Genomic DNA, 26018 nt, shown 5'->3' with positions numbered 1-26018 from the left:
GGCTTACGAACTCAGCCCGCGGCGGCTTTGAGCGGAGGTGGCGGACATGTTCCGGCTTGTCCTGATGTCCGCCATGATGGGCTCCATCGGGCAAATCATGATGAAGCACGGCTCGGACCGGGTGGGACGCCTTACCTTGTCGCCGGCCACCTTCGCCACCGATATCGGGCGGATTCTGCGTGTGCCCGAATTCTGGATGGCCATCCTGCTGTTTGCCCTAAGCTCCCTGATCTGGGTCAAGGTGCTGTCCCGCGCGGACTTAACCAGTGCGTATCCGCTGAACAGCATGAGCTATATCTTCGTGTTCCTGTTCAGTGCCGTGCTTCTGAATGAAGCGCTGACGCTGCAAAAAATTGCCGGCGCCCTGGTAATTATGGTGGGCATCTTCATCATCACCCGGTAACGGACGGGCCGCTTGCGGCCTTTTTGTGCTTGACCGGCTTGTCTGCCTCTTCAACCGCATACCTCACCTGATTGTGGCGCATGAAGTACCAGACGCCCCAGATAATCACCAGGCCGGCTGCCCCTTGAGTAAGCGTAAGCTTCTCGTCCAGGAGCAGGTAGGCCAGGATGGTGGCCCCCACCGGCTCGCCGAGCACGCTCATGGAGACGGTGACGGCGTTGACGTACTGGAGCAGCCAATTGAACAGCACATGGCCGAAGACGGTGGGCACTACCGCAAGCAGCAGGAAGATGCCCCACTCCCGGGTGGGATATCCGCCGAGAGCGGTGCCACGGGCCAGGTTGTAGATCAGGAAAGCGGTCCCGGCCACGAGGAAGATGAAAAAGCTGTAGAACAAGGAGGGGACACGGCTTGCCAGACGCTGGCCTACCAACAGGTGAAGGGCCACCGCCGCCGTGCCGGCTAAGGACAGCAGGTCTCCGGTCAGGGCTCTGCCGGAGATGCCGATATCTCCCCATCCGATAAGGGAGGCGCCCAGGATGGCCACGGCCAGGCCCAGCACCGCCTTGCGGGTGGTCCGTTCCTTAAACAGCCAATACGCGCCTGCCAGGATCAGGATAGGCTCCAGGGCGAGAATAATGGTGGAGCTGGCTACCGAGGTGAAGGCCAGTGACTCCATCCAGAACAAAAAATGCAGGGCCAAAAACAGCCCCGAAACGGCCATAAGGCCCCAGTCCGATGAAGAGAGAGCCTTCAGGTCAGGCTTGCTTCTCCACACGAAGGGGCCCATCAAAACGGCCGTGAAAAAGAGCCGGTACATGGCCATCACAGAGGAGGGCGCATGGGACCAGCGGATAAAGATCGATGAGAATGAAATCGCAATAATGCCGGTCACCAAAAGGGCCAGCAGCACCCAACGGGGGAGCGGGGAACGGTTGTCAGACATGGGCTGCAATACTTCCTTCCAGGGTAAAACTCGCAATTGCACAACCTCTCCATTATATCCTACTTTGGGAGAATCGGCTATTTTAGTTGAAGGATTTGCTTAAGGTTTTGCGGCAGGCCGAAATGGGCTGAGATGAGCCGAGATGCAAAAGTGCATTTATTTTATGGCTTAGAACTTAAGCGGCAGGCCCAAATGCAAAAGTGCATTTATTGCCTGCCGATTTTGCTTGTTTTGCGGTTTTTGAGTGAAATAACTGCACTTTTGCAGGATAGGAACGGATAACGCGCGTCATGGTGAAAAATAACTGCACTTTTGCAGGATAGCCTGCTATTCCTTTTTACCGTTGCCGTTAAAAAGCGCCTCCGCCAAATGGGTCAGCTTCTCCATAAACTTGCCGTAGCCGAACCCGGTGAGAAATGCCAGCCCGGTCCGGGCTGACAGGGAATTCTCTACCGAAAGCAGCATAATGCCGCTGTCCAGCAGGATAATCGTAATCATGGCCGTACCGCCGCAGAGGTAGGGCCGCATGAAATACCAATACACAAAGCGGATGGTCACCGGCTGGTCATAAAACTGGTGGAAGGCCCGCAGGGCATAGAGGGAGCCGCCCAGGGACCCGGCACTGATATAAAATAAATAGGGTCTTACCGCTGTCAGGGAGGCGGAGGCAGGGTCCTCCAGGCCGCCGCTTAACAGATACAGAAGACAGGCGGCGGAAGCGGCGAAGGCCAGGGACAAATACACAAAAATCACAAGCCGCCAACGGGCGGAGTTTTCCGTCATAACGCTCACCCTCCGTTCACCCGCACAAGGATTGTTTTCTGCATTATATGCAGCGGGAACAATCCTGGAGGGGTACAGGTGGGGGCGGGGGATACGGATATTTTTAGCGCTGTGCGTCCTGCTGCGACCGTTTCTTGCGTTCCTTGTAGCACTTGCGGCATACCGGAATATAGCTTTCGTTGCCGCCGATCTGGATCTGCTCCCCCTCGAATACGGGATGACCGTCCTTGCAGCGCATATTCAGCATAGCCTTGCGGTCGCAGAACCAGCAGACGGTTTTGACCTCTTCGATTTTGTCCGCAGCCGCAAACAGCTGCAGGCTTCCTTCGAACAGATTCCCCATAAAGTCGGAGCGCAGTCCGTAGGCGATAACGGGAATGCCCAGGTCATCACAGATGTCCGTGAGCTGCTCAATTTGCTTCCGGGTCAGAAACTGGGCCTCGTCCAGAAGCACGCAGTTGGGCATGGTGTCCTTGGCAATGGCGTACATATCCGTATTCTCGTGAACGATGATGGCTTCCTTTTGCATCCCGATGCGGGAGGTGACATTGCCTACGCCGAACCGGTCGTCGATGGCGGGGACGAACAGCAGCACCCGTTTACCCTGTTCCTCATAGTTGTGGGCGGTACGGAGCACCTCGATGGATTTGCCGCTGTTCATGGTTCCATAACGAAAATATAATTTAGCCACGTTGTTTATTCCTCTCTGCAGCACTTGATGCGGGGCGGTCCCTAACCCTAAGGTCCAGGAGCGTCCCGGCCCTCTCCAAGGATAGCATGTTTTTGCAGCCTTTCCTATGGATGATTGTTCCCCTTAGGCGCAAAACCGGCCAGGAGCATATCGTTCATTTCCGCCAAAACCTCTGGAATCAGGCCGAATTTGGCCAGCTGCATCCGCAGCACCTTTTCCTCCTGGACGGGAAAAAAGCAGTAGCACCAGTCCGGCTCGCGCATACCGGCGGAAGCGATCCCCCGGGCGGCGCCCGGCTGCAGAAACTGGACCATCTCCCGGAGGCTGAAGGGTTTAACGGGCTGGACCATTTCCAGATTGGGCCCGGAAGCGGAAGCGGAAGCGGTTGGGGATGAGGGGGAGGCCATCCGTTCCAGGAATACCATGGCCGCCTTACGCGGGCAATCCAATGCCAGGAGCCGGGAGGCGAATTCCAGTCCGTTCATCAGCCCGGTGCCCACCAGATTGGCGGCGATGATGCGGGGCATATTGATGTTGCCGCAGCCAATGGCAAACAGGGCCTCCTCAAAGGAGCCCAGGTGGAGCACATGCTCGCCCCGCTGGGCCAGAACGCTGGCCAGGCTTTCCGTATAGCCGTCCTCCTTGCCGATAAGCAGGACGGCGCCTGCGGTGGAGGGCGGGGTATACACCGGGAGCCACACCGTGAAGATACTGCCCCCGTAATGACGGGACACGAAGGTGATCTGGCCGCTGTGGCCCTCGACGATTTCCTTGGCGATGGGCAGGCCCAGGCCGCTGCCGGGAATCTTCTTGCGGTCGTTGTTTTCCACCCGGTAAAACTTGCGGAACACCTTCTCCTTGTCCTTCTCCGGGATGCCCAGTCCGTTATCGGCGATGTCGATGCGGATGGCGCCGCCCTCCAGAGCCGCAGAGATATGCACCTCCGACCCGTCAGGTGAATATTTCACCGCATTGCTGATCAGGTTGTCCAGCACCTGCCGCATCCGGTCGGCATCCGCCAGGGCGATGACAGGCTCCTCCGGAAGCTTCAGGAGGATGGAATGATGATTGCCGTTGTGGCGCCATTCCTCCACCGTTTGGGAGACCATTTCCCGCAAGTCCAGGGGAACTAGGTAATAGGGCTGCCTGCCTGACTCCATCCGCTGCAAATCGAGGAAATCATCCACCAGCCGGGACAGCCGGACCGCTTCATGGTGTATGGTGGCGGAATAGGACTTCAGCTTGTCCGGCGGCAGCTCCTTGCTGCGCAGAATTTCCGAATACCCGAGAATGGGGGTGAGCGGGGTCCGGAATTCATGGGACACCTGTGCAATCATTTCCTCCTGGAGCAGCTCCCGTTCCATCTCCTCCGTACGGTCACGGAAGATGAACAGGCGGTTGCGGTCCCGGATTTCCTCCGTGCCTTGGATGACGGTCACATACAAGGACAAATACATTTTGCGCTGGTTATTGTGGAAGGTAATGTTGCGTTGCAGAGAGCCGTGCTCGCCCACATGGTGCAGAATGGAGTCGATCTCCTGCTGGAGCTGGGTGGCGTCATCCTTGGGAAAGCGCCGCATGGCCCCGAACAGCTCCTTCATGGAATGCATGCCAATGGGCCGTTCGCCGAAAAACACATCCAACTGGCTGTTGGCGTACAGGATGGTGCCGTTTTTGTCGCAGAGCACCATGGCTTCCCGGGTAGCCTCCAGAATGCTGGCAAACTGCTGGTTCAAGTCCATGGACATCAGCTTGAAGGCGTTGGTCAGCGCCTGGATCTCCACCAGGGCGCTGTCCGGCCATTGGGGACGGAAGCCGGTGCCGATGGAGGACGACAGTCTGCCGGATAACTCTGCCAGCTGCACAATGGGCCGGTTCAGGTAGCGGCAGATGGGATAAATAATGAGCACCGCCAGCGCCAAAATAGTAAAGGCCGTAGTCAGCTCCTGGGCCAGCTCCCCGTAAATTCCGGTCCACGTGGCCCGGGCGGGCAGCTCTACGAAAATCTGGAACCGCTGATCCCCGTTCCACCGCATGTCCACATAATAGACGGAGTTCATCCGCTGTGTAATCCGGCTGCCGGATTCATCTAGGCTGGGCGACCATAAATTCACCCGTTCCGTCACCGCCCGGACATGGGAGTCATCGGCATTGCCGGTCAGATAGGCGGGCAGCGGCCCGTATTGGTCCTCCATGGAAGCCCCCGGCTTCAGCCCGCGGTCCACCAGACGGAAGCGCAGCTCCGGCATTCGGTCATCCAGCAGCGCAAAGGCCTCCTGCACCGGAAAGCTGCCGGGTGTATCCGTATACAAATTCATTTGCTCCGCGGCGTATACCAGCTTCTCGGCAATGGTATCCTCTTCATTAGCAATGAGAAGACGGCTGTGGATGCCCATCTGTACCATCGCCATAATGAGAATAATAAATACCATAATATTGGACAGCTGGCCTGCCAGGCTGAAGGGAGCCAGATCATAGAAGCCCCGGCGTCCCATAACGGAGTGGGGTAACTTTTTGCAGATAAGGGCAATAACGGGAATGACGAGGGAAACGGCTGCTGAATTGCCCAGCCCGTTCAGGGCCATTTTGAACACGATGAACTGCAGGCTGGTGCCGGGGATGTCCAGGATCAGACCATAGAAAAGCAGGGTCAGCGGAATCCCGATCACTGCCCAGTAGATGAGGCTGGCCGTGGTATAGCCGTATCGGTATTTTTTGACCAGGAGAGAAACAAGTATGTTCTCCAGCACCATCAGAACCATGCCGTAGGGATGGCCCCAATACCACAAGCTGGGCAGCACGCCGATCAGAACCACGCCGACACCCGCGAAGGGGCCGAACAGGGCATAAGCGGCAAAGCCGAACAGGCCAGCAAGGAAATATTCAACGCCGAACATCAGCCGCAGGGGAAAAAGCCCGCTGGCCAGAGAGGCTGCACTAAGCAGAAAGAGCACCACCAGAGGAATAAGCCTGTGTTTGGACATGCAGACGCCCCCCTACGGTTCCTGCATCAGCAGCCGGGCATGGGCCAGTGCTGTGAGCAGTCGTGATTCCTCCAAGGGCTTCATTACACAATCATAGGCTCCCGCCTGGAGGGCTTCCTGGCCGGAGGCATTCTGGTTCATTCCGGATATGGCCAAAATACGGGCTTCGGGATCCAGACTGCGGATCCGGCGGATCAGCGCCACACCGTTGAGGGTGGGGGCTGTCAAATCGATGGTCACCGCATCGGGTGCGGTGCTTCTGTATTGGACCAGGGCTTGCTCGCTGTTGCCCGCTTCGCCGGCAACGGCATAACCCGCCTCCTCCACAATTCTGCGGAGTACCGTGCGGGAGAAAGCGGCAGGGTCGATAATCAGGATGCGCATGCAGCAAGCCTCCTGCGTTGTAGGGGATGCCGGACTTTTGAAGATCCGGATATAAATTGCGGATTTTTGCCCAATTCGAGCCGAATCCCGGCAGGAATCCGCGTTATTCGCTATAATAAAAGGTATCAACACCTATTATCCGCCTTATCCTTTAGAAAAGTTGCAGAAAAGTGCTAGGAAAATGTTAAATTGCGGCAAGGAGAGCTGGTTATGCCTAAAGTACTCATTATTGAAGATGATCAGAGCATTGCCGACATGATGACCATTTACCTGGAGGAAGAGGGGTACACGGTCACCTGGGCTTCAGACGGCGAAGAGGGCAAGAAGCTCCTGCAGAGTGCGGAGCCGGACATCATTATTCTGGACGTGATGCTGCCGGATACGGACGGCATTACCCTGTGCGGGGAAATCCGTCTGGTCACGGTTATTCCCATTCTGATGGTTTCCGCCAAGAAGGAAGTGGCAGACCGGGTGAATGCACTTCTGGTGGGCGCCGACGACTATCTGTGCAAGCCCTTTTCTATGCGGGAGCTGGCCGCCAGGCTGACCGCACTTCTGCGGCGTTCCGCCATGACTCCCGTTGTGGAGCCTGCTGCAGCTAAGGATGTCCGTCCCGCCGTGCATATGGATAAGAGCCGGAGGGTGCTGTATGTAGCGGACAAGCTGGTGGAAACCACTTACTCCGAATTTGAAATTATGAAGGTGCTGTGGCTGCATCCGAACAATGTCTTCAGCAGAGAAGAGCTGCTAAACCGGATCAGAGGCATCGATACGTATGTAACGGAACGCTCCGTAGACGTGCATATCACCAATCTGCGCAAAAAAATCGAGGCGGACCCGAAAAATCCGCGTTTCATTAAAACTGTATGGGGAGTCGGCTACAAATTTGTGCCGGAGGGAGATTAGGAAGCCCTAGAAACCCCTTACAATAATCTGTTTTTGCGATGGTTTTCATTACATTTTTAAATTGATTCAGCTAACATGGGATGTTAAAATTAAAAAAATACTATCACTCTTCCCTTGCTGAAATAATAATTTTTATCGGCAGGAACCAATAAAAACAGAAGGAAAGGTTGCACAATGATGACCCAAAACGGATTGCCTCCCAAGCAGGGATTGTATGACCCGCAGTATGAGCATGACGCCTGCGGAATTGGCTTTGTGGCCGATATCAAGGGCCGCAAATCTCATGAGATTGTCAGCCAGGCGCTCCAGGTGCTGTGCAATTTGGACCACCGCGGCGGCCAGGGCAGCGAAGCCAATACCGGAGACGGTGCAGGCATTCTGCTGCAGATTCCCGACAGCTTCCTGCGCGAAGCGGTGAAGGAGCTGGGCTTTGAGCTTCCCGCCCCCGGCAAATACGGCGTCGGCATGGTTTTCCTTCCACAGGATGCCTCGGCACGCGAAGCCTGCGAGCAAATGGTGGAGAAGGTTGTCCGGGAGGAAGGCCAGACGGTCATCGGATGGAGAACCCTGCCTGTTGACAACTCCTCGCTGGGCGATTTCGCCAAGTCTGCAGAGCCTTTTGTCCGCCAATTATTCATTGGCGCAAGCGCCGCCCTGGAAGGCAAGGATGAGCTTGCTTTCGAACGCAAGCTGTATGTGATTCGCAAGCGCACCGAAAACCTGGGCGCTACCACCGATTTTGGCAAGCCGTTTTATTATTCCAGCTTCTCGAGCCGTACCATTGTTTATAAGGGCATGCTTACGCCGGAGCAGGTATACGGGTATTATCTCGAGCTGCAAAATCCTGATTTGAAGAGCGCACTCGCTTTAGTGCATTCCCGCTTTAGTACCAATACTTTCCCCAGCTGGGAACGGGCTCATCCGTACCGCTACATGATTCACAACGGGGAAATCAATACCCTGCGCGGCAATGTGAACTGGATGCATGCCCGCCAGGCCATGTGCAATACTGACTTGTTCGGAGATGATCTCCAGAAGATCATGCCGATTATCGATAATGAAGGCTCCGACTCCCAGATGTTCGACAACACGCTGGAATTCATGATGCTCTCCGGCCGTTCCCTGCCGCATGCAGCCATGATGATGATTCCCGAGCCCTGGTCCAAGCATGAAAACATGGATCCCCAAAAACGCGCATTCTACGAATACCACAGCTGTCTGATGGAGCCGTGGGACGGCCCCGCCGCCATCGCCTTTACAGACGGTTCGATTATCGGCGCGGTGCTGGACCGCAACGGTCTGCGTCCGTCCCGCTATTACATCACCACCGATGATGTGATCGTATTGGCCTCTGAAGTAGGCGTAATGAATCTGGCTCCCGACAAGATCGTGAAGAAGGACCGCCTCCGCCCCGGCCGTATGCTGCTGGTGGATACCGTGGAAGGCCGGATCATCTCCGACGACGAAATCAAGAGCCGCATTTCCAGCGAGCATCCGTACCAGGAATGGCTGGATCAGCATCTGGTGAATCTGAGCGATCTGCCTGCCGCACCCGAACTCCCGGCTCCTGAAGCGGAAGCGCTGGTGCAGCGCCAGCAGGCCTTCGGTTATACCTACGAGGGCAACCGCAAGTTCCTGGAGGCGATGGCCAGAACCGGCGTGGATCCGATCGGCTCCATGGGCAATGACGCCCCGCTGGCGGTATTATCCGAGAAACCGCAGCTATTATACAGCTATTTTAAACAATTGTTCGCCCAAGTAACCAATCCGCCCATTGACTCCAACTTCGAGGAAATCATTACCTCCCAGGAAACCACGATCGGTCCTGAAGGCGATCTGATCAATCCGAAGCCGGAGAGCTGCCGCCAAATCCGGATCCCCAGCCCCATTATCGGCAACGAGGATCTGGCCAAGTTCCGGCATGTAGAGCGGGAGGGCTTCCGTTCCATCGATCTGCCGATCCTGTATCCCGTTTATGACGGTGCAGGCGCTTTGGAGAAAGCCATGGAGGACCTGTATGCGGCAGCCGATGCGGCCATCGCCGCTGGTTCCAACCTGCTGATCCTTACCGACCGCGGCATTTCCAAGGACCTGGCCGGTATCCCGGCGCTGTTGGCTGTAGCGGGTCTGCATCACCATTTGATCCGCGAAGGCACACGCACCAAGGTCAGCCTGCTGCTGGAATCCGGCGAACCCCGCGAGGTGCATCACTTCGCTCTGCTGCTGGGCTACGGCATCAGCGCCGTGAACCCGTACCTGGCTCTGGAGTCCCTGAAGGACATGGTCAAAAACGGTATGCTGGAGGGCCTGACCTACGAGAAGGCCGCTTACAATTACCTGAAGGCCTGTGTGAAGGGCGTAACCAAGGTTCTGGCCAAGATGGGGATTTCCACGGTACAAAGCTACCGCGGCGCCCAAATTTTCGAAGCCATCGGCATCAGCAAGGCTGTTGTCGACAAGTACTTCACCTGGACCGCATCCCGTATTGAAGGTATCGATCTGGATACCATCTCCAAGGAAGTGGAGCTGCGCCACCATAAGGCCTTCTCCCAGGTAGAAACCACAGGACGTGTGCTGGAAACCGGCGGACAGCTGCAATGGCGTGCCGAAGGCGAAGAGCATATGTACAACCCGGAGACCATCTACACGCTGCAAACCGCATGCCGCACTGCGGACTACGGTCTGTACAAGAAGTTCTCCTCCAAGATCAATGCTGATCCCGAGGTCAAATACACACTACGGAATTTGCTCGGCTTCAAGAACGACCGCCGTTCCATCCCGCTGGATGAGGTTGAACCGCTGGAAGCGATCTTCAAGCGCTTCAAGACCGGCGCCATGTCCTTCGGCTCCATCTCCAAGGAAGCTCATGAGGCAATGGCTATCGCCATGAACCGCATCGGCGGCCGCAGCAACACCGGTGAGGGCGGCGAACATCCGGAGCGCTTCATTCCGGACGCCAACGGCGATTCCCGCCGCAGCTCCATCAAGCAGGTTGCCTCCGGACGTTTCGGCGTTACCAGCAACTACCTGGTGAATGCGGACGAAATTCAGATCAAGATGGCTCAAGGCGCCAAGCCCGGCGAGGGCGGACAGCTGCCAGGCCGCAAGGTGTACCCGTGGGTTGCGGAAGTGCGCGGCGTTACTGCCGGCGTAGGCCTGATCTCTCCGCCGCCTCACCATGATATCTATTCCATCGAGGATCTGGCCGAACTGATCCACGATTTGAAGAACGCCAACCCCCGTGCCCGGATCAGCGTAAAGCTGGTATCTGAGGTGGGTGTAGGCACCATCGCCGCCGGTGTAGCCAAGGGCAAAGCCGACGTGGTACTGATCAGCGGTTATGATGGAGGCACAGGCGCATCTCCGCAGACCTCCATCCACAATGCGGGTCTGCCGTGGGAGCTGGGTCTGGCCGAAACTCATCAAACCCTGATCCTGAACAATCTGCGTTCCCGGATTACCGTGGAAACCGACGGCAAGCTCCTGACCGGCCGCGACGTAGTTATCGCCGCTCTTCTGGGCGCCGAGGAATTCGGCTTCGCCACCACGCCGCTTATCGCATTGGGCTGTGTAATGATGCGGGTTTGCCACCTGGATACCTGTCCGGTAGGCATTGCCACCCAAAACCCGGAGCTTCGTGCGAAATTCGCCGGAGACCCGCAGCATGTGGTCAACTACATGACCTTCATCGCTCAAGAGGTTCGTGAGCTGATGGCCGAGCTTGGTTTCCGTACCATAGAAGAGATGGTGGGACGTACGGACGCGCTTGAAGCCATTGTGGCTGTGAACCATTGGAAGGCCAAGGGGTTGGATCTGTCTCCGCTTCTGTATCAACCGGTAGTTCCTGCAGATTACGGCACCTATTGCCAAATGGAGCAGGACCACGGTCTGGAGAAGTCCATCGACATGAAGGAGCTCTTGCACGTGTGCAAGCCGGCTCTCGACTATAAGGAAAATGTGCATGCCATTATGCCGATCCGCAACGTCAACCGCGTTGTGGGCACCATCCTTGGCAGCGAGGTTACCCGCCGCTACGGTATTGAGGGCTTGCCTGCCGATACCATCCGGCTGCACTTCAACGGCTCCGCCGGCCAAAGCTTCGGCGCCTTCGTACCGAAGGGTGTAACCCTGTCGCTGGAAGGCGACGCCAACGACTATGTGGGCAAGGGCCTCTCCGGCGGCAAGATTGTGATCTTCCCGCCCGAACGCTCCTCCTTCGTGCCGGAAGAGAATGTTATCATCGGCAACACCGCTTTCTACGGCGCAACCGAGGGTGAAGCTTACATCCGCGGTGTGGCGGGCGAGCGTTTTGCCGTACGGAACTCCGGTGTGCGTGTGGTTGTCGAAGGTGTAGGCGACCATGGCTGTGAATACATGACCGGCGGCCGTGTGGTTGTATTGGGCCCGACCGGCCGCAACTTCGCCGCAGGGATGTCCGGCGGTATCGCCTTCGTATACGATGCCGACGGCAGCTTTAAGAGCAAGATCAACAAGGAAATGGTCCATGTGGAGGAACTGAGCGAGCAGTACGAGATCAATGAGGTGAAAACCCTGATCCGCAACCATGTGAAGTTCACCAGCAGCTCCGTTGGCCAGAGGATCCTCGAAAACTGGGAAGAGAATGTGTTCAGCTTCGTGAAGGTGATTCCGAAGGACTTCAAACGGATGTTCGAATCCATCGAAAAAGCCAAGCTGACCGGGCTTAACCAGGAAGAAGCGGTTATGGCGGCCTTTAAGGAAAACATGAGCGACGCCGCCCGTGTTGGCGGTAACTAAACCAATCCCCCCCAAAAAGTGACGGGAGTTTCGAAAGGGCTGGCCGGCGCTTTTGGGGGACCCCTTAATTAAGAAAGCTCTAGCGAAGTAAGCTTTTAGGAGGAGAACCATGGGAAAGCCTACGGGTTTTTTGGAATACAAGCGCGAACTCCCTGTGGATGAGTCGCCTTTGTCAAGAATCGGCCATTATCAGGAATTTCATGAGCATATGGAAGAGTCGAAGCTTCGCACCCAAGGGTCACGCTGCATGGATTGCGGTATTCCCTATTGCCATACGGGCAAGCTTCTGAACGGTATGGCTGCCGGCTGTCCGGTGCATAATCTGATCCCCGAGTGGAATGATCTGGTGTACCGCGGCATGTGGCGGGAGGCGTTGGACCGTCTGCACAAAACCAACAACTTCCCCGAGTTTACCGGCCGGGTTTGCCCCGCTCCCTGCGAGGGCTCCTGTACGGTAGGCTTGAACGATAGCCCTGTCACTATCAAGAATATTGAGCGGTCTATCGTGGATAAGGGCTTCGAAGAAGGCTGGATCAAGGCCCAGCCTCCGGCTAAGCGCACCGGCAAGAAGGTAGCCGTTATCGGCTCCGGTCCTTCCGGGCTGGCGGCCGCTGCCCAATTGAACAAAGCCGGACACACCGTTACCGTGTTCGAGCGCTCCGACCGTCCGGGCGGGCTTCTGATGTACGGTATTCCCAACATGAAGCTGGAGAAGTCTCTTGTGGAACGCCGCGTGAAGCTGCTGGAGGAGGAAGGCGTTACCTTCGTCACCAACACAGAAGTAGGCAAGGACTATCCGGCGGAAAAGCTGAAGTCCGAGTTTGACGCGGTTGTCCTGTGCGGCGGCGCCACCAAGGGACGCGACCTTCCCACGGAAGGCCGCGAGCTGAAAGGTATCCATCTGGCGATGGAATTCCTGCATAAGAACACCAAGAGCCTGCTGGATTCCAACCATGCCGACGGTGCTTACATCTCCGCAGCCGGCAAGGATGTGATCGTCATCGGCGGCGGCGACACCGGTACCGACTGTATCGCTACCTCTGTCCGTCATGGAGCCAACAGTGTTCACCAGTTCGAAATTATGCCCAAGGCTCCCGAGCACCGGGCAGACAATAACCCGTGGCCGGAATGGCCCAAAACCTTCAAGATGGACTACGGGCAAGAGGAAGCCGCAGCCAAACACGGCCGCGATCCCCGCGATTACCTGGTGTCTACCAAGCGTTTTGTGGGCGACGAGAACGGCCATGTGAAGGAAGTCCACACCGTTCTTATCGAGTGGAAAAAAGACGGCAACGGCCGGTTTGTTCCTACGGAAGTTCCCGGCAGCGAGAAGGTATATCCGGCACAGCTGGTATTGCTGGCGCTGGGCTTCACCGGTCCGGAAAACCAGTTGTTGGATCAACTGGGTGTGGAGAAGGATGAGCGCACCAACGCCAAGGCTGCTTATGGCAAATATGCCACTAGCGTCGAAGGTGTCTTCGCCGCCGGCGACATGCGCCGCGGCCAGTCCCTGGTGGTATGGGCCATCAACGAAGGCCGCGAGGCTGCGCGTGAAGTGGACCGTTTCCTGATGGGTGCAACTGACCTGCCGTAAGCTGCAGCAGTTTCTTGCAACTTGCACCAACTAAACACTTGTAACACACAACCCCCGGGATACGCAGCAGCGTGTTCCGGGGGTTTTTGGTGCTGCAGGAGGGGCGGCGGAACCGCTAACGGAACTGAGAAGCGCTTAGCGGCAGAAAAGGGCCCCGTTTGATTTCTAACGGAACTCAGCGCCTCTTAGCGCATATTTTTAAGCTAATTTGGTCCGGTTCCCCCGGTTAAGAGCCTCCTAGTTCCGTTAGCGCCCCGAGAAGGGGATTTCGGCCTCTAAGCATCGCTAAGATCCATTAGCGCGCCGAGGTAGCTAATTTCCGCCTCTAAGCGTCGCTCAGTTCCGTTAGCCGTCCGGGAGGTGGCGGGGGCTGTCCGGAAGCAACGATTGCGCGTGTTCCGCCGAAGCGATAAATCGTGCTGGTGCTCCTCCTCAACGTCCCCCGCGGGACCGAAGCACCATTTTTGGCATGATTTACAGGTATAGAGAAGGAAAACCATCCATAAGTATGGAAATGGTATAGCAGGTTCTATTGACAGGAGGCAGATGGATGAGAAGGACAACCAAGCGTTACGGAATTTTATTAGCAGTAGTCTGTTTGATTGCAGGACTGATCGGGGGCTGCCAAGCAATCGGCGGCGTGGATTTGAACAAGGCATTATTAAGCTCCTTCGATATGAAGACGATGGAAGGCAAGGGCTCCGTTGAGGTTTCGCTGGAGCTGGATGAGGCTGCGCTGAAGGAAGCGGGCCCGGACTCGGCGGCTATGGCGGCCTTCAGCCAAATGAAGCTGAGCTTCGACCACATTAAGCAGGAGAGCACTCAAGTGGCTTCGGTAAAAGGTGCGTTAGAAGTGGCTAAGAAGTCGATTCCTTTTACCGCATACATATCTCCGGAGGCACTGACCGTACTGCCGGAAGGGGCCACTAAACCCTTTACCATCTCCACCACGGATCTTGCCGATCCTACTGGAGAAGGGCTGTACGACGGCGTAGACATGAAATGGATGACCGACTTCCAGAAGAAGGCGGCAGACCCCAATTACATCAAACCGCTGTATGAATATCTCCTTGGCAAAATGCCCAACCCCTCCAAGCTGAAGCTGGAGTCCGGCAATGAAACCATCAACGGCGAAAGCGTGTACCTGCACCATGTCCGCGCTGATCTGGACGGCAAGGACATTCTGCCGCTGCTGCGGACCTTCATCCTGAACCTGATGAAGGATGACCAGGCCATGAAGGCAGTTATTGCCCAATACTATGATGTGATTCAAGGCGCCGTGAACAGCTTCATTCCGGCGGATATGAGTGGTGACGATGAGCTGAGCTCGGTGCTCGGGGCCATCCGCTCCATCCTCCAGAATAAGGAGGAGGGTGTAGAGGTTGTCCAAACGGAAGCCAAGCAGCTTTTGGTTATTCTGCTGGTCATGCTGGACAGCGAAGGAACGGAAGCGGTGAAGTTCCTGGGAGACAAATCCTCCATGACGGTCGATTTGTATGTGGACAACAACATGAAGGTCCGCAAGTCCGTGGCTAACCTGCTGCTGGCGCCGACGGAAACGGACGCAAGCCCTCTGAAGTCCATCCGTGTCAAAAGCAGCTTCGAAAACTGGAATGTGAACGGTACGGTGAAAGCTGACACCATCTCAACTGCCGGGGCACTGGATCTCATGAAGCTGGACGGTCCGGAACAAGCGCTGGAGGCAATTAAGCCTGAGTCGGCCCTCTACAAATTCCTGAAGGATGATCTTCACGTTACCCGCAAAACCGGTTATTTCTACGTGATGCCCCAGGAGGAGCTGGATGAATATACTGCCGGCTGGGCGGCTTACAGCGATAACGGCGTAACCATGGTTCCCGCCCGTTCCCTGGCTGCCAATTTGGATATGGATTTGGCTTGGGATGCAGCCAGCCAATCCGTGGTTCTAACTACAGCTGACGGGAAACACAGCATCCGTCTGACAGCAGGCAGCAGCAAAGCAGCCCTCAATGGTTCAACGGACCTTTCCCTGGAGCGTCCTGCAGTGGTGGAGCAAGGCTCCTTCTATGTGCCCCTGCGGAGTGTAGCGGAAGCGCTGGGTGCAAACCTGCAGTGGGAAGCGGAATCCTCTTCGATAATCGTGACCCTGGATTAACACGATCAACTATTAACCCGATCAAACAACCCGATCACCAAAAAACCGGAGCGTTCGTGAGCTCCGGTTTTTTTGGCATATAACACATATTCAATGCTCCAGCACAAAACGGTCCAGCAGGCGGCCGTCCACATCATAGGCCTCATAAGTCAGCGTCTTGCCGGCGACGGTAACACCGCCAAACATCTGCTTCTTGTTCTGGAAGTGGACCTTGTGGTAAAACAGGTCCTCCTTTTTGTCGTTAAACTTCGGCCCTGCCGTATTGGGCGTCACATAGACAGTACCGGTCCGTTCCCGGACGGGATCATCGCCGTTGCCAACCACTTTGCCGCCGCGCAGGGGATACGAACGGGAATATTCATGATTATGCCCCTGGAGCACCAGATCCACCTGGTACTCATCGAACACCTTCACCCAATCCTCCAGCTTGTCGTACCTATTGCCCCCATAAGCGCCCCGGTGTATGGCTACGATCCGCCAAGGCTTGTCCGCCGACGCGGCCAGGTCCTTTTTCAGCCAATCCCGCTGCTTGTTCAAATCCGACTCCGTGTTCAGCACAACCATATGCACTGGCCCGTAATCGAAGGAATAGCTGGGGCCTTTATCCTTGGAGGTGATTCCGTTGTCCGGCAGAAAAAAGCGGGAGCGGTATTCCAGAGCATCGTTATCCACCTCATCATGATTGCCGGTTGTGGGCATTAAGGGCAGACGGGACAGGACCGGCCGGGCCAGGTCAAAAAAGTGCCGCCATGCCGCCGGATCCTCCGGATTTTCCGTCAGATCCCCTGTATGCATGATGAAAGCTGCCTGGGGGAATTGCCTCACCGCCTGCTCCAGGGTGCGGCTCCACAGGCGGAAGTCCGCCTCCGTCTCTCCCTGCGAGTCCGTCACATGCAAAAAGCTCACTTCCCCGTCCGCTCCGGCCTCCGGCCCGGTCGTAAACGAAGCCGGCTCACTCCACACATCCGCCGCTGCATCTCCCACCCGGTACCAATAGCCGGTAGTGGGGCTAAGACCTGATGCCTCCGCCTGATAGACCCCCTCGGTCTTACCCTTTTCCCCCGTACGGATTTCCCGGGAGGCGGTGAAGCTCAGCTTGTCCGCCTGATCCTTCACCAGCCCATCGCGGCTTAGGGCCACCTGCAGAACACCGTCCGCCTCACCCTGGTCATACCGCCAAGTAAATGCGCGGGACGTTGACGCTTCCCCGCGGAATGTCATTCCAATGGAGTAGGGGCCATTTTTTCCGCTGCTGCCAAGGTTTTGGAGAGTGGACAGCAACACAGCGACCAGGATAACAGCACCCACCCCCGCCCACAAGGCGATCGAATTCCACTTCACGGCCATTCTCCTTCCATTGGTTTTTTGCAGTGCTCCGAAGAGGCGTTTACATTCCGTTAACATAAGCATAACATTCAGCGAACATTCAGTCTTCCTTAAACCAACATTCATAAACAACCGTTATGATGGTCTCAAGAAACAAGGGAAGCCGCTTCCCTTCTCCAAGACACACAGAAACGGGGTGCACAACCATGGGACTTAAATATCGCAACGAGCTGAAATTTATGATTAATTACCACCAGTATTTTACCATCCGGCAGCGCCTCAAGGCCTTGATGAAGCGCGATGAGCATGCCGGGCCTAACGGTGAATACCATATTCGCAGCCTATATTTTGACGATATCGGCAATACGGCGTTGGATGAGAAGCTGGGCGGTGTCAGCGACCGGGTGAAATACCGGATCCGCATTTACAACATGGAAGACAAGGTCATCCATTTTGAGAAAAAAATCAAGAAAAACGAGTACATTGCCAAGGTAAAGGAGTCCCTCACCCGCAGTATGGTCGATGAGCTGCTGCACGGGAATATTGAGATTTTGAACGTTCCGGACAAGCCGCTGTTCGCCGAATTGTACGATGAAATGAAGCACCGGCTGCTCCGCCCCAAGGTGATCGTAGATTATGTCCGGGAGCCTTATGTCTGCGCCAACGGCAACGTCCGCATTACCTTCGACAAGGAGCTGCGGAGCGGCTTGAGCAGTACGGATTTGTTCGATACGGAGCTGGGAGCCGTCCGTGCGCTAGATGAAAATTTCATCATTCTCGAAGTGAAATTCGACGAATATCTCCCCGGTTACATCCGGGATGCTCTGCAAATGGAGGGTTTGCAGCGTCAGTCAGCCTCCAAGTATGTGATTTGCCGCAAGTATATTAAAATGAACTCCTGGGAGGATCAATAACGATGAACTTTACAGACATGATCAAAAACTCGGTAATGGATAATTTCACGGCAAACATCGATATCGGCAAAATCATCATCACCATGTCCATCTCATTCCTGCTGGGTTTCTTCATCTACATCCTGTATAAGCGGATTTTCAGCGGGGTGCTTTATTCCAAAAGCTTCAACATTTCTCTCATCGGAATGACAATGGTTACGTCCATGGTGATCATTGCCGTTAACTCCAACCTGGTGCTGTCCCTGGGTATGGTCGGGGCCCTGTCCATCGTCCGCTTCAGAACGCCCATCAAGGACCCTACTGATCTGATCTTCCTGTTCTGGGCCGCCGCTGTGGGTATTGTAACGGGTGCAGGATTCTATTCCTTGGCCTTGGCAGCTTCTGTCGTGATCGGTCTGGTTATGTTCATCTTTATCAAAAAAGCATCCTTCGAAACCCCGTACCTGCTGGTCGTGAACTGCGACAGCGACGAAAGCGAAACCCATGTGATGAAGGCCGTTCAAGGCGAAGCCAAACGCTTTAACCTGAAGCAAAAAACCGTGTCCCGCGGCAACGTGGAGCTGACCATCGAGATCCGTGTGAAGGAAAAGGAGGCTCAATTCGTCAATCGTGTTTCTGCTGTTGACGGAGTCAAGAACGCCGTGCTGATCAGCTATAGCGGCGATTATGTATCCTAATAACGGCGGTGAATGCAGATGAAATCCAAAACGGCGGTACCTGTGCTGGTGATACTGTTTGTGGTGATGCTGGCGGTGGGGCTGTACGGAAAATACTCCGGCAGCCAAGAGGCCTTAACCGTACCGGCAAATGCCTATTCGGGAAAAACGGCGGAGGAGCTGTCGGAAACGGTTTTTCCCAAGGAAAAGGTTATTGATGTAAAGATTACTGTGGACGAGGCGGATTTCCAGGACATGCTGGACAATGCCTCCCTGGAGGAATACAAAATGGCCTCGGTGGAGTACAACGGGACCAAATTCGACAACGTGGGAATCCGCACCAAGGGAAATTTGAGCCTGCGCAGCGTGGTCCAGATGCAAGACTCTGACCGGTACAGCTTCAAGCTGTCCTTTGATGAATATGTGGATAACCAAACGTTGGCTGGCATCAGTAAAATCAATCTGAATAACAATTACAGCGATGCCTCGTATATGCGGGAGTTCCTGACCTACGAGCTGGCGGAGGAGATGGGGCTGCCTACACCTGGCCATTCCTACGTCAACGTCTACATCAACGGAAAGCTGTGGGGCTTCTATCTGGCCGTGGAGCAGGTGGGCGATGCTTATCTGGAGCGGAACTTCGGCAACTCCTACGGTGCTCTGTACAAAGGCGAGATGACTGGTGTTGGCAGTGACCTGTCCTGGCTGGGAGACGATCTCTCCAAGTATACGGGGCTGGCGCAAAAGTCCAAGTCCTCCAACGGGGATGTTCTCATTGAGATGCTGGAGGAGCTGAACAACGGCACCGATTATGAGTCCGTGCTGAATGTAGACAATGTGCTCAAGTACATTGCACTGAATGTGGCAACCAACAATATGGACAGTTATTTGGGGTCCAACAAGCAGAATTATTATCTGTATGAGGATGAAGGTATCTTCAACGTCCTGCCCTGGGACTATAACATGGCCTTCGGAGGTATGGGCGGCGGCATGGGTGGTATGGGCGGCAGAGGTATGGGCGGTCAAAACGTCCCGACGGGAGAAGGGAATGCCAACGGTGCGGATGCGGCTGGCCAGGCACAGGCCAACGCGGGAGCAGCGCAGCAAGGCAACGGACAAGCCGAGCAGCCCGGCATGGGGGGTCAAAACGCCCAGACGGCAACGGGCGCTTCGGTGCTCATCGATGAGCCTACCCAAGGCGCCGTGGCCGAACGGCCGCTGATTGCCAAGCTGCTGGCGGTGGACGAGTATAAGGAGCGTTACCACGCCATTCTGAAGGAAATCAGTGAAGGCTTCCTCTCGGAAACAAAGTTTAATGCCAAGGTAGATGGGCTCGCCGCGAAAATCTCCGCTTATGTGGAGAATGATCCCACCTCCTTTTACACTTACGAGGAGTATCTCAAGGGAGTGGAGCAGCTGAAAACCGCCAACACCACCATGATCACCAGTGTCATTCAGCAGCTGAACGGAACCATTGCTTCTACTAACAATGGACAGGGCAGCGGCGGAGGAATGGGCGGCGGCAGAGGCATGGGCGGGATGAGAGGCGGCGCAGGGGAAACCAACGGCCAGCAGAACGGCCAAAATGGCCAGCAGCAGGGTGGAATCCCGCAGCAGGGTAACCGCGACGGCCAACAGCAGGGCGGAGTCCCCCAGCAGAACGGCCCAGGCGGACGCCAGCAGCAGGGTGGCCAAATGATACCGCCGGATTTCGGCGGTGAAGGCGGCGGCCCTCAAGGCGGCATGCCCGGAATGCCGGGCGGCCCCGGCGGCCAGCAGGCAGCCCAGACAGGCGGCTTCAGCGAGGCTGTAACAGCAGGAGCACTGCTGCTGGTGATGCTGGCGGCCAGCTGGTTTATCCTGCGATTCAGGCGCCAGCACTAACATGAAGGCAGCCAGCTCCGGAGTTATGTCCGGGGCTGGCTTTTGCTTTCGGATTTGCCGCAGTCGTGGATAATATTTTCCACGGAAAGAGCGAACACTCAAAGAGGAACATGAACAACAACATCCTCATTCCCACAAAAAAAGGAGAGAATTCCATTGGCTACATTGCTGTATATTACCGCCCATCCGCTGGACCACCAAATGTCCTACAGTCTGGCTGTCGGCAAGGCCTTCGTCGACGCCTACAAAGAGAAGCATCCCCAAGACAATGTGGTGCACTTGGACCTGTACAAGCTGGGCATTCCGCATATTGATGCCGACGTGTTCAGCGGTTGGGGCCAACTGCGCTCCGGCGCCGCTTTCGACAAGCTGCCTGAGGCCGAAAAAAGCAAAATCACCAAGCTCAACGAGCTGGTGGACCAATTTGTCGCCGCAGACAAATATGTTTTTGTCACTCCTATGTGGAACCTGAGCTTCCCGCCCGTGCTGAAAGCGTACATCGACGCCATCTGTATCGCCGGCAAAACCTTCAAGTACACCGAACAAGGCCCAGCGGGCCTGTTGAACAACAAGCAGGCGCTGCACATCCAGGCCCGCGGCGGGATTTATTCGGAAGGCCCGGCAGCGGCGCTGGAGAGCGGACACAGCTATCTGGTGAAAATCCTCAACTTTATCGGCGTTACCCAAGTGGATGCCATCTTCGTCGAAGGCATGAGCGCCTTCCCGGACAAAGCCGAGGACATCAAGCAAAAGGCCATTGCCGAGGCCAAGGAAAAAGCCGCCCGGTTTTCCCTGGCGGGAAAAGCATAAAGGCTAACAAACCAATAACCCCCGGAGGTCCAGTATGGACAAGCTGGGGGTTTCTTTTTGCGGCTTAGCATAGGTATAGGGATGGTGGTTTGTATAGAACCATAGGGCAAAAAATCTAACGGCGGTGAGCGCCGCTATTCTGCCCTAAAAGGTGTTTCCAAAATTCTAACGGAAGCTACGGACCTTATTGGCCGCCCTTTGCGCATAAATCCGGTGAAAAGGCCCTAATAGCGGCTCTGGCCGCCGTTAGAATCCGAGAGGGGCACATAATCAGGAAATAGCGGCGCTCACCGCCGTTAGAATATCCGCGGAGCATTTACCCAAAAAACCTATCGCCCGCACGAGGGAGCCATATCAAACAAGTACCAGCCCGTCCCGCCCGCATCTTTTTACAGCACATAAGTGATAATCATTCTCAATAATGGCTATACTATTACCAGTGCCTGTAACAGGCCCTTTACCATGTCCTTTACCAGGCACTGTCCGCCAACCGCGGCGCTCTCCTCCCAGCTGTCCCAAAAAAAGAAGAGCGGCAGTGGCGCTGCCGCTCTTCCGGTCATCAGACCTTGGGCTCAAAGGTTCTACAATCGGTTTCTTCGGAATTGGAGGCTTGTTTGCCGCGGTGGTGGGTAACTTTGATGGAGGATGCTCTGCAAAGATTACCGTTTGCCCAGTATTTGCAGGAATTAACTTCGCACACTACGTCTTTTGCCATCGGTGATTCACCTCCCCTCACAAGTAGGATGGTCGCAACCGGGGGGACGTTATACATACGGCCCGGATTTTCCGGGTAATTCCTTATGACCTGCCCCCAAAAGCCTGCCTGAGCATGCTTAGGAGGTTTTTTTGCTGTTTACCGCATCAGGCCGTTTTCATTTTTTTCAAAGAGTTTGTATAATGAACCCATTGGCGCACGAAGAAAAGGGGGAGAGCCGTTATGATGAACCTGCGGATTTGCCGGACACCTGTACAACCCGTTAATGGAGCTGAGGCATTGTCCTTGCAGGCGGCGCTTCCGGTTGCCCGGGAGATTGCCGGGGAATGGGGCTGTGAGCTGATTCCCACAGGAGAAATGCTGGTTCCGCCATTTGGGGGAAAAGAAGGCTGGCTGCTGCTGCCTGAGATTCTATACCGTCTGCAGGGCATTCTTTTAGCCTGCGAGCAGGGTCCAACGGGAGCTCCCGAGCTTCTGGTTGCCCGGGAGGAGGATGCCACCACCTGGGAGGATTTCCTGCTGATGAAGCTGGCTCATAATCTGGCTTACCGTCTGCAGGGTCAGCTTTTCCTCGGGGAGGGCACAGAGCCGCTGCCTGTGGAGCCGGAGCGTTTTGCCACCTTCGACGCCTATGTGGATCGTGTTCTGGAAGCCGAGGACGATCTGATGAAGGAAATCAAAAAAACCTGGATTTACGCCCACCGAAAACGGGCAATCCGATAAAAAAACCCCCAAAAAGTGATGTATTGCTTTGCAGTGATTTCAGGTACTTTTGGGGGAGCCCCCACAAAAATGCGCTACATAAGCTTACACATACAAAGGACGTGCTGGAATGGAAGAGTTGAGAAAGCTGACGGAGGAACTGTGCGGAGAAGGCAAGCTGCTTCACGCGGTACTCAGCAATCCCCGGAACAAAGCGGAAGGGTTACCCTCCAAGCTGAAGGCAAAGCCGGTGCTTCTGAAGGGGGAGCGGATGGTCCAGCTGGAGAAAACCATCGGGCCCAAGGCCTATCATGAAAATGTGACCCCGGATGAAGCCGCGGCCAACCTGGCGGAGTGGCTGGAGGGGCATTTTAAGCAGGGACTTCTGCAAACGGCGGAGGCGGACTACCAGGTGCTGGTGGACAAACGGGGCAAGGTGACCATCCTGCGCAAGGCAGCGACCAAGCAGCAGGCGGAGCTGGGGCATAACCGCAAAAAGCAGTATTTGCTGGAGGAGGGTGTTCCGGTACCGTTCCTGGTGAAGCTGGGGGTGATGAACAAGGAGGGCAAGGTTCTGGCCCCCAAGTACGACAAGTTCCGCCAGATCAACCGCTACCTGGAGATGATTGAGGACGTTGTGGAATATTTGCCCCAAGACCGGGTGGTCCGGATTGTGGATTTCGGCTGCGGCAAGTCCTATCTGACCTTTGCCTTGTATCATTATCTGGTGGCGGTTCGCGGCATGAAGGCAGAGATTGTGGGTCTGGACCTGAAGGCCGATGTTATAACCCACTGCTCGGCGCTGGCTGAGGAATTCGGCTATGCCGGTCTGCAATTCCAGACCGGGGACATCAGCCAATACGAAGGAGCGGAGCAGGCGGACATGGTGGTCACCCTCCATGCCTGCGACACAGCAACAGATGCGGCTTTGGAAAAAGCGGTGCGCTGGAACGCCGGCGTGATCCTGTCCGTGCCCTGCTGCCAGCATGAGCTGAACCGGCAGATCAAGAATGAGCTGCTGTCGCCCATGCTGAGCCATGGTCTAGTCAAGGAGCGCTTCGCGGCTTTGGCTACGGATTCCATGCGGGCCAGTCTCTTGGAGCTGGCCGGCTACAGGACGCAGCTGTTGGAGTTCATTGATATGGAGCACACGCCCAAAAATATTCTGATCCGCGCAGTGCGCCAGCCTTCGCCGGACCGCAAGAAGCTTGCGGCCCAGGCACGGTCTTACTTGGCCTTCCGGGATATGCTGCATGCGGAGCCGTATCTGGAGCGGGCCTTGGTGGATATTCTGAAGCCGGTGCTGGACGAGGCCTAGGGCGGGTTTGCAAACACGTCCTAAACCATTCCCTCGTCTTGGGCCTTTTTGGCCGCTTGAATCCGGTCGCGCACATCCATTTTGGAATAAATGCTGGAAATATAGTTTTTGACTGTTCCTTCGGACAAATAGAGCCGCTCCGCAATTTCACGGTTGTTCAGCCCGTCAGCGATGCATTCCAGCACCTGCTGCTCCCGGTCGCTGAGCCCGTAGGAAGTGCCTGAGCGGCTTTGCTCCTCATGGACGGAGGCAGAGGGGGCATGGGCGGCTCCGCGGTTATCCGTGGAGGCAGTCCCCTGGAGATGCGCCACCATCATCTTGGCGATATCCTGGGGAATCAGGGTCCCGCCCTTGTGGACCCACTTGATCCCGGAAATCAGATCCCGGGGATGGATGGCCTTCAGGAGATACCCTTCCGCACCTGCTCCCAAGGCGTCCACCACGTAGTGGATCTCCTGAAACGTGGTCAGGATGATCACGCGGATTTCCGGATACTGGGCTTTGATCAGCCGGGTAGCCTCCACACCGTTCATTTCGGGCATATGGATGTCCATCAGGACCACGTGGGGAGAGGCCGTTGCGCACAGCTCCACCGCTTTGCTTCCGTTCTCGGCCAATCCCACCACCTGAATCTCCGGGTCCATGTCCAGCACAATGTGCAGGCTCTCCCGGATCAAATCCTGGTCGTCCGCAAGCAGTAATCTGATCTCGTTCATGGCCTTGCGCCTCCTTATTGATGTAATAGGCCGCCGGCTAACGTCCTGCCGGATACCGTAAGCTTACAATCCGTCTGGGCCCGGGCTTCTCAGGACGGGAATGCTGCACACCACCGTAATGCCCTTCTGGGCCGAGGGCAGCACCTGGAGACGGCCCTGCAGCGCGGACAGCCGGTCCTCCATGGCCGACAGCCCAAACCCGGGCTGCACGTCCCCGCTGCCGATGCCGTCATCGGAAATGGTCAGGGTATAGCGGCTGGGGGCATAATCGGCGTGAATGCGGATCGAGGATGCCTGCCCGTGGCGTTTGGAATTGGTCAGCGCCTCCTGAAGGCAGCGGATCATGGTCAGCTGCGCCTGTCTGGGCAGCTCGTAACCCTCTCCGGAGGTGGTCAGATGGATTTCCGTCCCGGTATTCACACCGAAGTCCTTGGCCATCTGTTCCAGCTGGGCGGCGAAGCTGCCCTCCTCCTCCGGCGGAGCCATCTGGTGGATATTGCGCCGGACCTCCTCCAAGCCGTTGCGTGCCACCTGCCGGAGCACATCCAGCTTTTCGCGGGCCACGGCGGGATTGACCTCCAGCAGGTAGGAGACGGCATCCATACCCATAATAACCGTAGTGAAGGTATGTCCTACCGTATCGTGCAGCTCCCTGGACATCCGGTTGCGTTCCTCGGCGACCGTCAGCTTTTCCACCTGGCTGGAGTATTGCTCCAGAACCCGGTTTTGCTCCTGGACCAGCCGGTAAACCCGGAGATTCTCCTCGTATAGCTGCTTGACGCTGTAATGGGAGTACCAGATTTTATGAATGCCCAGACCTAATCCCAGCAGGATGCCGGAATTGAGGCAGGCGGTAATCGCGGTGGCCAGGTCGAAGCCGTCCGGATAAGCCATCCATAACAGCAGGATCGGAAAGCCCAGCACATACAGAAAAATGTTCACCACCAGGATATAGCAGTTGCGGGAATGGAAACCCAGCAGCAAAAGAGCGACTGTAACCAAGTTGGTCATTTCCCCGTATTTAAACGTGGCGAATATACTGAAGAGGCCGCTGGTAACCAGTACACTGAAGGGCAGCGCCCACAGATGGGTGTAGCCTGGGTGCCAAAACAAAAGCGGGGCAAAATAACAGACCATAAGCGCCAGCATATATCCGGCCCGCTCCGGAAATCCGGTCAGCTGCGGAATTGTCGCTACATATAGAAGCCCTATGGCCAGACCGGAGGTAAGCACACCCAGCATCACCCAGTCCAGCCACTGCCAGGCCCGTCTTTCGATCACCATACGCGTATTCTCCCGGGGAACCCGCCCAAAATGTCCGGATTTGCCTGGAAGCATCGCGTCACTTTTGGGGGATTGTTTTTACACCATTGTAC

20 protein-coding genes are annotated in these 26018 nt (G+C 56.0%); 11 read left to right on the top strand and 9 right to left on the bottom strand.

The window, feature by feature from the left end; translation table 11 throughout:
* Nucleotides 1–46: 46 nt before the first annotated feature.
* Nucleotides 47–403: an EamA family transporter gene (locus ACI1P1_RS10870; protein ID WP_416216405.1), complete on the top strand. Its 357-nt coding sequence runs from the start codon at nt 47–49 to the stop codon at nt 401–403.
* On the opposite strand, the gene ACI1P1_RS10865 is transcribed toward ACI1P1_RS10870, so the two are convergent.
* The 5 genes from ACI1P1_RS10865 to ACI1P1_RS10845 form a co-directional block, all read right to left on the bottom strand.
* Nucleotides 393–1349, bottom strand: a complete 957-nt coding sequence (locus ACI1P1_RS10865; protein WP_416216404.1) for a DMT family transporter — start codon at nt 1347–1349, stop codon at nt 393–395. The two genes, ACI1P1_RS10870 and ACI1P1_RS10865, sit on opposite strands and share 11 nt — an antisense overlap.
* A 327-nt stretch (nt 1350–1676) precedes the next feature.
* Nucleotides 1677–2132: a hypothetical protein gene (locus tag ACI1P1_RS10860; protein ID WP_416216403.1), complete on the bottom strand. Its 456-nt coding sequence runs from the start codon at nt 2130–2132 to the stop codon at nt 1677–1679.
* A gap of 103 nt (nt 2133–2235) precedes the next feature.
* The gene (locus ACI1P1_RS10855; RefSeq protein ID WP_416216402.1) at nt 2236–2823 is read right to left on the bottom strand and encodes a thymidine kinase; all 588 of its coding nucleotides are present in this window, start codon (nt 2821–2823) and stop codon (nt 2236–2238) included.
* Between the two features lie 104 nt (nt 2824–2927).
* Nucleotides 2928–5807, bottom strand: coding sequence for an ATP-binding protein (locus ACI1P1_RS10850; RefSeq protein ID WP_416216401.1), 2880 nt, complete (start codon nt 5805–5807; stop codon nt 2928–2930).
* Between the two features lie 12 nt (nt 5808–5819).
* Nucleotides 5820–6191 carry a response regulator gene (locus ACI1P1_RS10845; RefSeq protein ID WP_416216400.1) on the bottom strand — a complete coding sequence of 124 codons (372 nt, stop codon included), beginning with the start codon at nt 6189–6191 and terminating at the stop codon, nt 5820–5822.
* Between the two features lie 210 nt (nt 6192–6401).
* Between ACI1P1_RS10845 and ACI1P1_RS10840 the strand changes: the two genes are divergently transcribed.
* The 4 genes from ACI1P1_RS10840 (at nt 6402) to ACI1P1_RS10825 (ending at nt 15601) form a co-directional block, all read left to right on the top strand.
* Nucleotides 6402–7097, top strand: coding sequence for a response regulator transcription factor (locus tag ACI1P1_RS10840; RefSeq protein ID WP_416216399.1), 696 nt, complete (start codon nt 6402–6404; stop codon nt 7095–7097).
* 177 nt (nt 7098–7274) lie between these two features.
* Nucleotides 7275–11873 carry a glutamate synthase large subunit gene (gltB, locus tag ACI1P1_RS10835; protein ID WP_416216561.1) on the top strand — a complete coding sequence of 1533 codons (4599 nt, stop codon included), beginning with the start codon at nt 7275–7277 and terminating at the stop codon, nt 11871–11873.
* A gap of 109 nt (nt 11874–11982) precedes the next feature.
* Nucleotides 11983–13467 carry a glutamate synthase subunit beta gene (locus ACI1P1_RS10830; protein WP_416216398.1) on the top strand — a complete coding sequence of 495 codons (1485 nt, stop codon included), beginning with the start codon at nt 11983–11985 and terminating at the stop codon, nt 13465–13467.
* A gap of 550 nt (nt 13468–14017) precedes the next feature.
* Nucleotides 14018–15601: a copper amine oxidase N-terminal domain-containing protein gene (locus ACI1P1_RS10825; RefSeq protein ID WP_416216397.1), complete on the top strand. Its 1584-nt coding sequence runs from the start codon at nt 14018–14020 to the stop codon at nt 15599–15601.
* Between the two features lie 90 nt (nt 15602–15691).
* On the opposite strand, the gene ACI1P1_RS10820 is transcribed toward ACI1P1_RS10825, so the two are convergent.
* A complete protein-coding gene (locus ACI1P1_RS10820; protein WP_416216396.1) occupies nt 15692–16948 on the bottom strand; it encodes a purple acid phosphatase family protein in 1257 nt (418 codons plus the stop codon).
* A gap of 185 nt (nt 16949–17133) precedes the next feature.
* Between ACI1P1_RS10820 and ACI1P1_RS10815 the strand changes: the two genes are divergently transcribed.
* The 4 genes from ACI1P1_RS10815 to ACI1P1_RS10800 all read left to right on the top strand — a co-directional run bounded on the left by ACI1P1_RS10815 (nt 17134) and on the right by ACI1P1_RS10800 (nt 21191).
* A complete protein-coding gene (locus tag ACI1P1_RS10815) occupies nt 17134–17841 on the top strand; it encodes a polyphosphate polymerase domain-containing protein (protein WP_416216395.1) in 708 nt (235 codons plus the stop codon).
* A 2-nt stretch (nt 17842–17843) separates the two neighbouring features.
* Entirely contained in the window at nt 17844–18518 is a 675-nt protein-coding gene (locus ACI1P1_RS10810; protein ID WP_416216394.1) for a DUF4956 domain-containing protein, read from the top strand.
* Nucleotides 18519–18536: 18 nt separating this feature from the next.
* Nucleotides 18537–20381 (top strand): CotH kinase family protein, encoded by a 1845-nt coding sequence (locus ACI1P1_RS10805; protein WP_416216393.1) that lies wholly within the window; start codon nt 18537–18539, stop codon nt 20379–20381.
* Nucleotides 20382–20537: 156 nt separating this feature from the next.
* A complete protein-coding gene (locus ACI1P1_RS10800) occupies nt 20538–21191 on the top strand; it encodes an FMN-dependent NADH-azoreductase (RefSeq protein ID WP_416216392.1) in 654 nt (217 codons plus the stop codon).
* 559 nt (nt 21192–21750) lie between these two features.
* Here the strand turns inward: ACI1P1_RS10800 and ACI1P1_RS10795 are convergent.
* On the bottom strand, nt 21751–21906 hold the full coding sequence (locus ACI1P1_RS10795) for a DUF1540 domain-containing protein (protein ID WP_416216391.1): 156 nt from the start codon (nt 21904–21906) through the stop codon (nt 21751–21753).
* A 222-nt stretch (nt 21907–22128) separates the two neighbouring features.
* On the opposite strand from ACI1P1_RS10795, the gene ACI1P1_RS10790 reads away from it, so the two are divergent.
* Nucleotides 22129–22629 carry a hypothetical protein gene (locus ACI1P1_RS10790; RefSeq protein WP_416216390.1) on the top strand — a complete coding sequence of 167 codons (501 nt, stop codon included), beginning with the start codon at nt 22129–22131 and terminating at the stop codon, nt 22627–22629.
* Between the two features lie 109 nt (nt 22630–22738).
* Nucleotides 22739–23926, top strand: a complete 1188-nt coding sequence (locus ACI1P1_RS10785) for a class I SAM-dependent methyltransferase (protein ID WP_416216389.1) — start codon at nt 22739–22741, stop codon at nt 23924–23926.
* Between the two features lie 20 nt (nt 23927–23946).
* Here ACI1P1_RS10785 and ACI1P1_RS10780 read toward each other — a convergent pair whose 3' ends face one another.
* Together ACI1P1_RS10780 and ACI1P1_RS10775 are read right to left on the bottom strand one after the other, a co-directional pair.
* A complete protein-coding gene (locus ACI1P1_RS10780) occupies nt 23947–24642 on the bottom strand; it encodes a response regulator (RefSeq protein WP_416216388.1) in 696 nt (231 codons plus the stop codon).
* Nucleotides 24643–24705: 63 nt separating this feature from the next.
* Nucleotides 24706–25926, bottom strand: a complete 1221-nt coding sequence (locus tag ACI1P1_RS10775; protein WP_416216387.1) for a sensor histidine kinase — start codon at nt 25924–25926, stop codon at nt 24706–24708.
* Nucleotides 25927–26018 lie beyond the last annotated feature (92 nt).

Source organism: Paenibacillus mesotrionivorans (assembly GCF_046098205.1).
In the GTDB taxonomy this organism is placed as follows: Bacteria; Bacillota; Bacilli; order Paenibacillales; family NBRC-103111; genus Paenibacillus_AR; species Paenibacillus_AR mesotrionivorans.
Note: the sequence above shows the minus strand (reverse complement) of the source record. Positions and strands in the feature narration are given on the sequence as shown.

Bases quoted from the DNA above. Each gene is read 5' to 3' on its own strand.
- ACI1P1_RS10820 (WP_416216396.1), bottom strand. From the start codon at position 16,948: ATGGCCGTGAAGTGGAATTCGATCGCCTTGTGGGCGGGGGTGGGTGCT.
- ACI1P1_RS10780 (WP_416216388.1), bottom strand. From the start codon at position 24,642: ATGAACGAGATCAGATTACTGCTTGCGGACGACCAGGATTTGATCCGG.
- ACI1P1_RS10870 (WP_416216405.1), top strand. From the start codon at position 47: ATGTTCCGGCTTGTCCTGATGTCCGCCATGATGGGCTCCATCGGGCAA.
- ACI1P1_RS10825 (WP_416216397.1), top strand. From the start codon at position 14,018: ATGAGAAGGACAACCAAGCGTTACGGAATTTTATTAGCAGTAGTCTGT.
- ACI1P1_RS10810 (WP_416216394.1), top strand. From the start codon at position 17,844: ATGAACTTTACAGACATGATCAAAAACTCGGTAATGGATAATTTCACG.
- gltB (WP_416216561.1), top strand. From the start codon at position 7,275: ATGACCCAAAACGGATTGCCTCCCAAGCAGGGATTGTATGACCCGCAG.
- ACI1P1_RS10865 (WP_416216404.1), bottom strand. From the start codon at position 1,349: ATGTCTGACAACCGTTCCCCGCTCCCCCGTTGGGTGCTGCTGGCCCTT.
- ACI1P1_RS10785 (WP_416216389.1), top strand. From the start codon at position 22,739: ATGGAAGAGTTGAGAAAGCTGACGGAGGAACTGTGCGGAGAAGGCAAG.
- ACI1P1_RS10850 (WP_416216401.1), bottom strand. From the start codon at position 5,807: ATGTCCAAACACAGGCTTATTCCTCTGGTGGTGCTCTTTCTGCTTAGT.
- ACI1P1_RS10860 (WP_416216403.1), bottom strand. From the start codon at position 2,132: ATGACGGAAAACTCCGCCCGTTGGCGGCTTGTGATTTTTGTGTATTTG.
- ACI1P1_RS10805 (WP_416216393.1), top strand. From the start codon at position 18,537: ATGAAATCCAAAACGGCGGTACCTGTGCTGGTGATACTGTTTGTGGTG.
- ACI1P1_RS10840 (WP_416216399.1), top strand. From the start codon at position 6,402: ATGCCTAAAGTACTCATTATTGAAGATGATCAGAGCATTGCCGACATG.
- ACI1P1_RS10845 (WP_416216400.1), bottom strand. From the start codon at position 6,191: ATGCGCATCCTGATTATCGACCCTGCCGCTTTCTCCCGCACGGTACTC.
- ACI1P1_RS10795 (WP_416216391.1), bottom strand. From the start codon at position 21,906: ATGGCAAAAGACGTAGTGTGCGAAGTTAATTCCTGCAAATACTGGGCA.
- ACI1P1_RS10790 (WP_416216390.1), top strand. From the start codon at position 22,129: ATGATGAACCTGCGGATTTGCCGGACACCTGTACAACCCGTTAATGGA.
- ACI1P1_RS10830 (WP_416216398.1), top strand. From the start codon at position 11,983: ATGGGAAAGCCTACGGGTTTTTTGGAATACAAGCGCGAACTCCCTGTG.
- ACI1P1_RS10775 (WP_416216387.1), bottom strand. From the start codon at position 25,926: ATGGTGATCGAAAGACGGGCCTGGCAGTGGCTGGACTGGGTGATGCTG.
- ACI1P1_RS10815 (WP_416216395.1), top strand. From the start codon at position 17,134: ATGGGACTTAAATATCGCAACGAGCTGAAATTTATGATTAATTACCAC.